Here is an 11,790-nt window from a genome sequence, read left to right as displayed (position 1 = left end):
ATACAAATGAGTTGTATTCCTGTATTAATTTCTTGTGATTAGTAGTGGCATTTTGAACATTCCAAACCACCGATGTCTGCGACTTTTAATGCCTCTTTACTTTCTGACCCGTGAAGCTGAACCAATTTGTCATAGTACTGATTTCCCTTCGTGTTTACGTCAGTTTTCCGGTGGCAGTCGATACACCAACCCATGGTAAGGGAGGACCGCTGCTGTATAACTTCCATTTTTGCAACATCCCCATGACAATTCTCACATTCCAAACCTGCTACATTCACGTGCTGAGCATGATTAAAATACGCCAAATCCGGTAAATTGTGGACTCTAACCCACTCTATTGGCTGGTTATTCTCAATAGAGGTATATATTTTCTGAATTTCAGGAGATTCCTTTTTGATTACACCGTGGCAATTCATACAAATGTTTGCCGAAGGAATGTGTGCTGATTTTCCTCGGTTCACACCAGTATGGCAATAGTTGCAGTCTATCTTATACTCTCCTGCATGAAGCTTATGGGAAAAAGTAATCGGTTGCTTCGGCGCATACCCTTGCTGAACACCTACACTATACGCACCATCAATTGTCGCTTTAAGAACCATTAACACAAACACCCACATTACAGCGGAACGAATTGCAGGGTCACCCGCGATATTCTTGAATGAATTCCCGAGACGAGTCATGAAGTCACCCTTGTTGTCGTCGGCAACCTGGCCTGTAACCGCCTTAGATAATAGCGATACAATTACTACCAGTACACCCAATACCAAAAGCATAACCACCACCAATGCCACCAATACGATCATGAAAAGATCTGACGGCCCACTCTCTTGACTTCCGGCAGACGCAACAGGTGCCGCACCAGCAGCAGGCGCCGCTACGGCTGTAGCCGCCTGGTCTACGTAAGCAAATATTCCTTTAATGTCTTCCTCCGACAAGTTGGGGAAACTTGTCATCTGAGCTTTGTTGAACTTATTGTACAAGGCTACTCCGTAAGGGTCACCTGCCGCAATCATGGCCTGAGAATTGCGAACCCATTTGGTCAGCCATGCCATATTATTTCTTGTGGTTGCACCCTTTAGTCCCGGCCCCACGATCACTTCATCGGTTACCGCATGGCATTGTGCACAACTGCCTTTAAATATTGATTCTCCCTTTGCAACATCCCCCCCACCCGCTGCCGGCGCTGCTGCTGTACTATCTTGCGCGTGTACCAAACCGGGTAAACTTAACAAGAGCGTTAGGGCAAAAGCAAGGAGTGTTTTTGAGCTGGGAAGGAAGGAACAAAACTTGTAGACTTTTTGGAATGGTATATTCATAATCAACTTTTCATTATTCTTCAACAGACAAAACTAGTGTACGATTTTTTATCCACAAAAGTATTTGGGCGTTATTTTGGTAGCGCTTCTTATTTATAATTTTTCTAATTTATCCCTGTTATCGAAGGATGCAAAACAGACATTACTTATTGTATTACAAGGTTTTAGCAAAAAAATACCATTTAAAAAGAAACCTGTCCGACCTCTCCCTAAATGGTAATTTTTAAGACGTTCATCGGCCACCCTTAAGGGTAGACGTGTCCTGCATTTGGAGGTTCCGAGCGGATTCGAACCGCTGTACGAGGTTTTGCAGACCTCTGCCTAGCCGCTCGGCCACGGAACCATGTACCGGGTTAGTTGTAATTGCTTATTTACCGCTAACCCGGTGCAAAAGTATTAAATTTTTATTCTACTCCTCAATCCTAACTACTTTTTTTCCTTTTTTTCACTTTCTTCAAACTGTTCTTTCAAAGCAGACAGAACACTAAGATCACCAAAGGTAGATTTTTCACCTTCCTTCGTAGAATTTTCGTTGGCAGAAGCAGCTGGTTTAGAAGCAGATGCCTTAGGAGCTCTTTCCTCCTTCTTCTCATCGGCAACCTGAGCCGCTGGCTTCACTTTTGAATGCGTAAGAACAATCTTTTTCTCATCCTTCAAAAATTCAAGCACGGTGAAATCAAGACTTTCGCCCACTTCGGCAAACGTAGCATCTTCCTTTGCAAGGTTTTTAACTGCTGCAATACCTTCAATTCCATAAGGCAATTCCAAAGTAGCAAATTTGTCTCCTTTTCCAACGATAGTCGATCTGTGTACAGAACCTACCGCGAAGATGGTTTCAAAAGTATCCCACGGGTTTTCTTCAAGCTGCTTATGACCCAAAGCAAGGCGACGATTTTCAGCATCCAGCTCAAGTACTACAACTTCCAGCTCATCATTTACTTTCACAAAATCCGAAGGATGTTTGATCTTTTTAGTCCATGATAAGTCAGACACGTGAACAAGACCATCGATTCCTTCTTCCAATTCGATAAACAAGCCGAAATTGGTCAGGTTACGAACTACGCCTTTATGACGAGTTCCGATCGCATACTTATCCTTGAGGATGGTTTGAGTCCATGGATCTTCCGTCAACTGCTTAATACCAAGAGACATTTTACGTTCCTGACGATCAAGAGTCAATACCACCGCACTGATCTCGTCATTTACGTTCATAAACTCTTGTGGGTTACGCAGGTGCTGCGACCATGACATTTCCGAAACGTGGATCAAACCTTCAACACCCGGCTTGATTTCAAGGAATGCGCCATAATCAGCAACATTAACAATCCGTCCTGTAACTTTCGATCCAACCTGGATTTCCTCTGCAAGAGAATCCCATGGGTGAGACTGAAGTTGTTTCAAGCCAAGAGAGATACGTTTTTTCTCTTCATCAAAATCAAGAACAACCACGTTCAATTTCTGATCCAAGGCAAGCAGGTCAGATGGGTGGTTGATACGACCCCATGAAATATCTGTAATATGCAACAGACCATCTACACCACCAAGGTCAATGAACACACCGAAGTTGGTCATGTTTTTGATCACACCTTCAAGAACCTGACCCTTTTCAAGGTTATTCAGGATTTGCTGACGTTGTGCTTCTAGGTCTTTTTCAATTAAAATCTTATGCGAAACTACAACGTTATCGTTTGCGTAGTTAATCTTCACAACCTTCACTTCCATACGCTTTCCAACAAAAATGTCGAAATCGCGGATTGGTTTCACGTCAATCTGTGAACCCGGCAAGAAAGCTTCGATACCAAATATATCAACAATAAGACCACCTTTCGTTCTCCTCTTCACGTTGGCATCAATAACCACGTCTTCATCAAACGATTTCTGGATATTATCCCAGGCAGTAATCACTTTCGCTTTTTTACGTGAAAGCACAAGCTGACCATGCTGGTCTTCCTGGTTTTCCACATACACCTCTACTTCGTCTCCTATCTTCAATCCTGGCAGATCGCGGAATTCATTTGATGAAACAATCCCATCGGACTTAAAGCCAATGTTTAGAATCACCTCACGATCAGTAATACCTACTACTACACCCTTAACCACTTCCTTTTCCTGAACAGGAGAAACAGTGGTATCGTACATTTGCTCAAAACGATTGCGGTCTGCGGCAGAATACCCCGTTCCGAAACCTTTGTCAGCTGCTTTGTCCCAATCAAACTCGGGAAGTTCTTGAATTTGCTTTACATTAGACATAAATCCGTATCAGCGCCCTTGTAATACATCAGTCATCGAGCTAATCGACTGAAAATTAGTGAGAAACAATATTTTTAAAAAACAGAGCGCAAAGGTACGTCTTTTTCGTATTATTTCCAGAGGTGGAGCAACAAAAAAAAGGCAACACCAATCTGCCTGAAAGTTGTCGCCTTGAACAAGCCCATTGAAATTGTCAGGAATAAAGGGAAAATAATATAAAAACCATACCTTTTTAAACCACCTGCTCAACGGATACTTGGAATTCTCTCCTTAGATCCCAGGTAAGGCAACCATTCGGAGTCAGCCAAACCAGAAAAATCACGAATGAACATCAGAAATGAAGGCCGGAACGGTCGTTGTCGCAAAGGCATTGAAACTTCCTCCGGGGTGTGATCTCCCTTTCTGGAGTTACAACGCTTACAGGCTGTTGTCAGATTATCCCAGGTCGTTTTTCCACCTCGGGATTTTGGAATAACATGGTCCAAAGTGAGATGATCATGTGTGCCGCAGTACTGGCAACGGTTACCGTCTCTTTTGAAAATATTATGGCGGGTCATTACTACGCCACGGTAAGGAAGATTAATGTAATGATTGAGACGGATCACAATAGGAGCTGGAAATTGTTCACTTACAGTCCGCAGAAAATGCTCAGGAGATTCGGCCAGCATTTCGGCCTTATTCATATAAACTAATAAAAATGCCTTAGGAATGGTGCAGACACTTAATGCACTGTAATCCTGATTCAGAACAAGTACTTTACCCATAAGCTTTCAAGGTATTAGTTCCGACAATATAGGAATTTTACCTAAAATAAAGCTCGTTCAAATTCATAAATTATTAAAAATGACTGCTTTTGAAGAACAAATATCCCTTTTCAAAAGTAGCAAGCCTCCATGGAGCTCGTATTCATCGCTCCTCAGTAATTCGCGCGATCTGTTTCGCGTTTGAGATCTTTCTCTTTAATAGAATCACGCTTGTCGTACAATTTCTTTCCTTTGGCAAGAGCGATATTCAATTTAGCAAAGCCCCGTTCGCTTGTGAACAGCCGAACAGGCACGATAGTAAGCCCCTGATCTTTTAAATTTTCGCTGAGTTTTCTCATTTCCCTTTTTGTGAGCAGCAATTTCCTGTCGCGCATAGGGTCATGGTTGTAATGGGTGCCCTCAGTGTAAGGAGAAATATGCAGGCTCCGGATGTAAAGCTCTCCATCCATAAAGAGGCAATAGGCATCCTGAAAATTCACTTTACCCTGGCGTATCGATTTTATTTCTGTTCCTGTCAACGAAAGACCCGCTGTATATTCATCCAAAAAGAAATATTCGAAGGAAGCACGCCTGTTCTTAATGTCTACTTTTTTTACTATTTTCTCTGACATTCTATCTTTTTCAAAAGATTGTAATAATAACGACCACCATAACCTCCACTCCTGCTGTCTGCTAGCGAATTACTACAAAGGAAAGACACCCCGGTCACCACAAAATCCAGCAGGAGAATTGTTAAGAATATTTCAGACTTTCTACCGAAGCATGGTGAGCAGGCTGGTCAGTTTATCTTTCAAATCTTTGCGATCAACGATGAAGTCCAGAAATCCATGTTCCAAAACAAATTCAGCACTCTGAAAACCTTTTGGAAGATCCTTCCCGATCGTTTCGCGAATGACCCTTGGGCCGGCAAAACCGATTAATGCCTCGGGCTCCGAAATATTGAAGTCTCCTAACATGGCATATGACGCCGTGACGCCACCCGTGGTAGGGTCGGTAAGCAAAGAAATGTATGGAATTTTGGCTTCGGACAGAAGCGCCAGCCGGGCCGAGGTTTTTGCCATCTGCATTAATGAAAATCCGGCTTCCATCATACGGGCTCCGCCCGATTTGGATATCATCAAAAATGGATACTTGTGCTTAATGGAATAGTTTATGGCCCTGGCAATTTTCTCTCCCACCACAGATCCCATGGAGCCGCCAATAAAATTAAAATCCATGCAGGCAATTACAATATGCATATCATTCATCTTACCATGACCCGTTCTTACAGCATCTTTAAGGCCTGTTTTGTTCATTGTAGCCCTGATGCGGTCGGGATAAGCCTTGGTATCCACAAAATTGAGCGGATCACCAGAAGTTAGATTCTCATCAAGCTCTGTGAATTTGTTCTGATCAAAAAGCAATTCAAAATAAATATCAGATCCCACCTTTTCATGGTAATTGCAATGCGGGCATGTGTAAGCATTCAGTTTATGTTCACGAGTAGGAGTAATTTTCTTACAATTGACGCACTGATACCATAACCCATCCGGTGCTTCGCGTTTCATCTCGGTGGGCGTATTGATACCTTTTTCTTTCCGAATAAACCAGGACATATATTTTAGTGGGTTAATATATTTAACAAATCTCTGTAAAACAGGAAGTTATAATAATTTTATTATGAATATTGGGGCCAAATATACTAATAATAGTTGGGTATAGCCGAAGGGAACACGACTATTGCTATTTTATTGGCTGTCCGGCATCAATAAGCGGTGACCCATGCAGAACAAAAGCTGGTAAAATTTGTTAACAGAGCATGTTCTGACTTTTCATTTATAAAACCGGGTTCAGGCAGGCTCAAAAAATATGACTCCCAATTCTCCAATCGTTATTATTGTCGGCACCAACAGACCTAATTCTATGTCGGGCCAAATTGCTGAATACTACCAAAATCTGTTAGAGCAGATGGATGTTTCGAGCGTCATTCTGGATTTGGTGCAGTTACCTCACGACTTTACAGTTTCGGCATTGTACCACAACGCGGGCAAAAATGAGGCCTTCAACTCCCTCAAGGAGCTCCTCGAAAAAGCTGAAAAATTTGTTTTTATTGTCCCCGAATATAATGGTTCTTATCCTGGAGTACTCAAAGCCTTTATAGATGGATTGCCCTACCCCAATAGCTTTTCCAATAAAAAAGCAGCACTGGTGGGAATATCTTCCAATAAGCAGGGGGCTGCTCTGGCTCTGAGCCACCTCAACGATGTATTTAGCTATTTGGGCATGGATACGCTGTCCTTACGCGTAAAGTTGGCTGAAATCAAATCCTATTTCGATAAGGGAATCATTTCAAACACGCTCTATAAAGAGTTGCTTGAAATACAGGCCCAGAAGATGATTAATTTTTAGGCGCATCATAAAATAGGGGAGCTAAAAGCTCCCCAGATATTATTTTAGCCAGTGCTGCTCCATTTCCGAAGAGGGTATTGGCGGCTTTTTCCACAATTCCAGACGACTTCTGCGATAAGCAGGGCCCTCCAGGTCGGAATATTTAACCAAACCATCCTTGAACGCGTTAATCAGGTTGACCAATCTATGATCTTCCTCTTTCATAAAATTATGGTCAATTTCATGATCAATATTAACAATGTTTGCCTGCAACAACTCGACGGGCTCCACTTCGGGTATGGCGTCTATACTAATGGTTCCCGTAGCTGTACTTTCCTCTAATTCCGCCGTTAGTACAACCTCATTTTCTTCAACAACTTCTTCCCCCGTAAGGGCCGGATCTGTAAGGTCCGTTAGCTGCGATGATTGCTTATCAGCAATCAATTTTTTGTTCAATTCTGTACCTGGCAAGGGAGACTCCATACTGTCGAAGCCTGCCGCTACAATGGTTACCCGAAGCTTATTACCCAGAGACTCATCAGTAATAGTGCCCAGCTTGAACATACGGGCCTCACCACCAACCTGTGATAACACAAAACGCCAGATCTCGCGCTGTTCCTTCATCGTTGCCTCAAACTCTGTACTGGTTGCCAGGGTAACGAGTATTCTTTTGGCTCCCTTGATATCCCTGTCATTCAGTAAGGGAGAGTCCAGTGCCTCCTGAATGGCAATTTTAGCACGATCTGCACCTACGGCCTCAGAAGTACCCATTACAGATTGGCCGGCAGATTTTAATACTTTTTCAACATCTTTAAAATCAGTATTAATATTTCCGTTCGTTGTGATAATTTCGGAAATACTTTTTACAGCATTCAAAAGTATACCATCCGCTTCTGCGAATGCCTGCGACATAGTCATGTCCTCAAACAGCTCCTCCAGCTTATCATTCAAAACGACCAGGACTGTGTCGCTATATTTCTTTAGCAGTTCAATACCCTCAAGAGCTTGTTCCTTTTTATCCAATCCCTCCCAGGTATAAGGGGCCGTAACAACGGAAACAGTAAGCTTGCCCATCTCTTTCGCCAACTGGGCGATCACCGGTGCTGCTCCTGTCCCCGTTCCACCTCCCATACCGGCGGTGATGAAGATCATTTGGGTAGCCCCCCCAAGTAAGGCCTTAATATCCTCTATGTTCTCAAGGGCCGCTTCCTTTCCTTTTACCACATCCATACCGGCACCAAGCCCCTGGCTAAGCGAGGCTCCGAGCTGGATCTTTACCGGAACAGGACTTTTAGCGAGCGCCTGACGATCCGTATTACAAACAGCGAATTCTACATCTTTGATCTTTTTCTCAAACATGTAATTCACGGCATTGCTTCCTCCGCCACCTACGCCAATCACTTTAATAATAGCAGGCTCCCCCTGGCTGATTGGTTGGTCTTTCACGATCTCGTTCACTATGTAGTCCTGTTCTAGAGATTCAAAAAAATTAGTATCCATGTAGTGCTGATATTAGTGTCTTTTTTCAGTAACCCCCTCCATCTCCTTCGTCATCTTTCTTATTCAGAAAATCCCAGAAATTCCCTCCTTTTTTGGGCAAATCCCTTGTGTCGTTGGGCTTCACTTCACGCTCTTTTACCGTTGCTACCACATGGCCATTTTTAGGTCTGCACACTGATTTTACCCGGTGGTCAATAGATCTGATCCCGGCCCAGGCCAACCCTATGGCTGTTGTGAAAGAGGTGTTGCTGACCGCATCGGCCTTCGCCGTATGAGCAAGCCTGTCCGGCAAGCCAACACGAACCGACATATTGGTAACGTTTTCAAAAAGATTCTCTATATCAGGGATATTGGCACTTCCTCCTGTAAGCACAATCCCGCCCAGGAGTTTTTCCTCGAATCCAAGTCGCGAAATTTCAGCATACACCATGGCAGCTATTTCCTTTAACCTCTCCTCAATGATCAGCGCTACATTTTTCTTTAGCACCTGCTTGGGCTTCCTGCCTGCCAGGAAATTTACCAAGATCTCGATATTCAAAGGTATTTCTTCTGACAGCGCTGCACCAAATTCCTTTTTCAGCAGGATAGCATTTTCCACTTGTATCCCACATCCAATCGACAGGTCGTTGGTGATGTGCCGGCCGGCAATGGGGAAAGTGGACATATGTCTGATAATACCATCCTTGAAAATAATAAGATCTGTGGTGTGATCACCAATGTCGATCATGGCAATGCCCGCGCGTTTTTCAGCTTCGGTCAGTACGGCAAGACTGGTTGCAAGTGGTGCATAAATCAGCTTGTCTGATTTAAGATTTTGGTCTGCTTCCAGCAGGCTCTTGTTGGTCCTCTGAATAGATTGATTATTTGCAGAAACAATCAGAAAATGCCCCCCAAGCTTAATGCCCGTGCGGCCCACAGGCTCCCGAACGCCCATGGCATTATCTACCACAAACTCCATGGGGAGCACATGCTGTACATCGTAGTTGGTCTCGGTCCTGGCCCTGTACATATCATCTACCAGCTGATCTACATCTCTCTGGGTAACCTCATCCCCTGTTGACGCAGAAGGCCGGATCACACCATCGCTCTGAGCCAAAACCTTTACATGTGATCCGCTAAAACTTACGTTCACAACCCCGATATCGAGATCAGACCGTACTGAAGCCTCTGCCAGAGCTTCTCTGATAGCCTTACCAACCTGTTTTATATTTTCAACTGATCCATTTATGACAGCCCCCTCGGGCACCGGAACTTCACTGAATCCTAATATTTCGATGTTCTCAAAACGGCTGTCGTTCGCTCTTCCCTGTGCCGCAACAACAGCGATTTTTGTACTACCAATGTCTACCCCTACTACAATACTATCGTGTGCCATACATATAGTGAACTACTATTCACAAACAATTTGATCTCGAAATTTTACACTAATCTTTGAATACCTACTCCAATCCTGAACCAAAACTTTTTTATAAAACAGTTTTAGTTTATCCAACTTCCTTTGATAATCTTCTGCTGTCCCCAATTCTACAAGTTGGTCTCCCAGAACCGTTCTGACATGTACCTCGCCTTCATTATCCGCATCCAAAGCAACAATTTGAGCCCTCCAGAAAGGATCCGTGTTCAGAAACCGCATGAGTTCCATGATCGCTTCTCCATTTTTGCTCTTCAAATTTTTTGCCTTACTAAAAAAAGAACCAGTCACCAGCAACGACCGGGCCGAATAACTATCGGACAAAGGAAAAAAAACGCCCTCATCACTGATATAGTATCCGTCCGTATTCCGCCATTCTCCATCCCGCGATGTGTTTATCCACCTGGCAAGCGGCTTTTCCTGCTCTACCTCCACCACCAGGTTGCCCTTTAGGTCCCTAAAGACCTGACATTTTTTTATCAGCTTATTTCTGTTAACCCTATTTTCAAGATCATTCAATGAAACTTCGTCCAACCTGCTACCCATCAATGGATCTCCACCATTTTCTGTCAGTAACATCTGAATATCCGTTTGATTTAGGAAACGTGCGCCCGAATCTGCCTCAATAGAAATAATCAGATTCTTACACCTTTGTCGTCCCAAATGACTTTCAGCCATTCCAATGCCCGTAATTGGAAGAATGAGCCACAAACTACGCTTAAACCACCGCCATGAATAATCAAATTTACGTAACATCTTAGTAATATTAAAAATGCATACCTTAATAATTAGCTAATGGGGTTCAGCAACAGGTCCTTAATCGGGAGGACGAGGGTATCGATATCACCCGCCCCAATCGTAACCACGATATCCAGATCAAGCCCTTTTAAACACCTCAGAAGGTCATTTTTCTCAATTATTTGCTTATCAGATAGCTCTATTTTCTCTAAAAGCATGTCGGAATTCACACCCTCAATCGGAAGCTCACGAGCAGGGTAAATCTCTAGTAATAGCAGCCGGTCGGCCAGTGACAGACTTTTTGAAAATTCCGCTGCAAAATCCCGGGTTCTGGTAAACAGGTGTGGCTGAAATATTGCCGTAATGTGCCTTCCCGGATATAGTGCCTTAACCGAAGATAAAAAAGCTTCAATCTCGGTGGGATGATGCGCATAATCGTCAATGAAAACCACATTTGCGGACTCCACCTGATATTCAAACCTTCTTTTTACTCCTTTGTAAGTTTCAAGCGCATACTTCACTTTTTCTCCGGGCACGCCCAGATACAACGCTACCGCGCTTGCGGCTATTGAATTTTCTATATTATGATAGCCAGGAATCCGCATGGCAATATCCGTTATTTCACCATCCGGATACACCATGTCAAAGACAAAGCGTGCATTTTCAATCCGGATATTCCGGGCGTAATAGTCACCGGAATCAAGGGCATAAGTATAAACCTTTGCCTGTGTCGACGAAGCCACCGAGAGCCCTGCCCTCATGAATAAAACACCCTCCGGATCAATCTGACTTACATATTCCCTAAATGACTCCAGTACCGCTTCGTGTTTGCCATAGATATCCAAATGATCCGCATCTGTGGATGTAACGATGGCAATTTCCGGATAAAGGGTAAGAAACGATCTGTCAAATTCATCGGCCTCCACCACACAGATCACCTCTTCCAGATTGTCTGTTGGCTCATTCAATAATAAATTAGTACCATAATTTTGGGTTATGCCACCCAAAAAAGCCGTACTGTTTACACCCGACTCCCGTAATATATGCGCCACAAGCGACGAGGTAGTCGTTTTTCCGTGTGTACCGGCAACCCCGACAGTTCTCAGATTTTTAGTGAGCATACCTAAAACCTGAGACCTCTTCAGGATCATAAAATTCTGCTGTTTGAGGAAGTTCATTTGTTTATGATGAACTGGAACAGCCGGGGTATAAATTACCAGCGTCTGATCGGGTTCTTCACGGAACGCTTCCGGAATATTGGACACCTCGTCTTCCAGATTGATAGATATCCCCTCCGAAATTAGTGCCTCGACCAATGGAGTTAAAGTTTTGTCATACCCTGCTACAATAAATCCGTTCGCACTGAACCAACGGGCCAGAGCGCTCATGCCAATGCCCCCAATTCCCACAAAATAGATGTATTTCCAATTCGTCATTGACAATG

Annotated in this window: 10 protein-coding genes and 1 tRNA gene; 1 reads left to right on the top strand and 10 read right to left on the bottom strand. The window is 43.6% G+C overall.

Annotated features, from left to right (window positions below):
- Positions 1–38: 38 nt before the first annotated feature.
- The 6 genes from DYADSP32_RS21035 to accD form a co-directional block, all read right to left on the bottom strand.
- Positions 39–1,316 carry a c-type cytochrome gene (locus DYADSP32_RS21035; protein WP_149240917.1) on the bottom strand — a complete coding sequence of 426 codons (1,278 nt, stop codon included), beginning with the start codon at positions 1,314–1,316 and terminating at the stop codon, positions 39–41.
- A 269-nt stretch (positions 1,317–1,585) separates the two neighbouring features.
- Positions 1,586–1,659, bottom strand: a tRNA-Cys gene (locus DYADSP32_RS21030).
- A gap of 83 nt (positions 1,660–1,742) precedes the next feature.
- The gene (rpsA, locus tag DYADSP32_RS21025) at positions 1,743–3,566 is read right to left on the bottom strand and encodes a 30S ribosomal protein S1 (protein ID WP_149240918.1); all 1,824 of its coding nucleotides are present in this window, start codon (positions 3,564–3,566) and stop codon (positions 1,743–1,745) included.
- A gap of 245 nt (positions 3,567–3,811) precedes the next feature.
- Entirely contained in the window at positions 3,812–4,330 is a 519-nt protein-coding gene (locus tag DYADSP32_RS21020; RefSeq protein WP_149240919.1) for an HNH endonuclease, read from the bottom strand.
- A 152-nt stretch (positions 4,331–4,482) separates the two neighbouring features.
- Positions 4,483–4,941, bottom strand: coding sequence for an SsrA-binding protein SmpB (gene smpB, locus DYADSP32_RS21015; protein ID WP_149240920.1), 459 nt, complete (start codon positions 4,939–4,941; stop codon positions 4,483–4,485).
- Positions 4,942–5,082: 141 nt separating this feature from the next.
- Positions 5,083–5,925 (bottom strand): acetyl-CoA carboxylase, carboxyltransferase subunit beta, encoded by an 843-nt coding sequence (gene accD, locus DYADSP32_RS21010; protein WP_149240921.1) that lies wholly within the window; start codon positions 5,923–5,925, stop codon positions 5,083–5,085.
- 253 nt (positions 5,926–6,178) lie between these two features.
- Between accD and DYADSP32_RS21005 the strand changes: the two genes are divergently transcribed.
- Positions 6,179–6,718: an NAD(P)H-dependent oxidoreductase gene (locus DYADSP32_RS21005; protein ID WP_149240922.1), complete on the top strand. Its 540-nt coding sequence runs from the start codon at positions 6,179–6,181 to the stop codon at positions 6,716–6,718.
- 39 nt (positions 6,719–6,757) lie between these two features.
- On the opposite strand, the gene ftsZ is transcribed toward DYADSP32_RS21005, so the two are convergent.
- The 4 genes from ftsZ to murC are packed head-to-tail and all read right to left on the bottom strand — an operon-like array spanning position 6,758 to position 11,788.
- On the bottom strand, positions 6,758–8,197 hold the full coding sequence (ftsZ, locus tag DYADSP32_RS21000) for a cell division protein FtsZ (protein ID WP_149240923.1): 1,440 nt from the start codon (positions 8,195–8,197) through the stop codon (positions 6,758–6,760).
- Positions 8,198–8,222: 25 nt separating this feature from the next.
- Positions 8,223–9,572 (bottom strand): cell division protein FtsA, encoded by a 1,350-nt coding sequence (gene ftsA, locus DYADSP32_RS20995; RefSeq protein WP_149240924.1) that lies wholly within the window; start codon positions 9,570–9,572, stop codon positions 8,223–8,225.
- Between the two features lie 15 nt (positions 9,573–9,587).
- Positions 9,588–10,364 carry a cell division protein FtsQ/DivIB gene (locus tag DYADSP32_RS20990; RefSeq protein WP_149240925.1) on the bottom strand — a complete coding sequence of 259 codons (777 nt, stop codon included), beginning with the start codon at positions 10,362–10,364 and terminating at the stop codon, positions 9,588–9,590.
- Between the two features lie 32 nt (positions 10,365–10,396).
- On the bottom strand, positions 10,397–11,788 hold the full coding sequence (gene murC / locus DYADSP32_RS20985) for a UDP-N-acetylmuramate--L-alanine ligase (RefSeq protein ID WP_149244735.1): 1,392 nt from the start codon (positions 11,786–11,788) through the stop codon (positions 10,397–10,399).
- Between the last annotated feature and the right edge of the window lie 2 nt (positions 11,789–11,790).

The sequence above is a fragment of the Dyadobacter sp. 32 genome (assembly GCF_902506755.1).
In the GTDB taxonomy this organism is placed as follows: Bacteria; Bacteroidota; Bacteroidia; order Cytophagales; family Spirosomataceae; genus Dyadobacter.
This window is presented reverse-complemented; position numbering and strand designations above follow the sequence as displayed.

Coding starts and splice junctions, on each gene's coding strand:
- DYADSP32_RS21035 (WP_149240917.1), bottom strand. CDS start 1,316: ATGAATATACCATTCCAAAAAGTCTACAAGTTTTGTTCCTTCCTTCCC.
- rpsA (WP_149240918.1), bottom strand. CDS start 3,566: ATGTCTAATGTAAAGCAAATTCAAGAACTTCCCGAGTTTGATTGGGAC.
- DYADSP32_RS21020 (WP_149240919.1), bottom strand. CDS start 4,330: ATGGGTAAAGTACTTGTTCTGAATCAGGATTACAGTGCATTAAGTGTC.
- smpB (WP_149240920.1), bottom strand. CDS start 4,941: ATGTCAGAGAAAATAGTAAAAAAAGTAGACATTAAGAACAGGCGTGCT.
- accD (WP_149240921.1), bottom strand. CDS start 5,925: ATGTCCTGGTTTATTCGGAAAGAAAAAGGTATCAATACGCCCACCGAG.
- DYADSP32_RS21005 (WP_149240922.1), top strand. CDS start 6,179: ATGACTCCCAATTCTCCAATCGTTATTATTGTCGGCACCAACAGACCT.
- ftsZ (WP_149240923.1), bottom strand. CDS start 8,197: ATGGATACTAATTTTTTTGAATCTCTAGAACAGGACTACATAGTGAAC.
- ftsA (WP_149240924.1), bottom strand. CDS start 9,572: ATGGCACACGATAGTATTGTAGTAGGGGTAGACATTGGTAGTACAAAA.
- DYADSP32_RS20990 (WP_149240925.1), bottom strand. CDS start 10,364: ATGTTACGTAAATTTGATTATTCATGGCGGTGGTTTAAGCGTAGTTTG.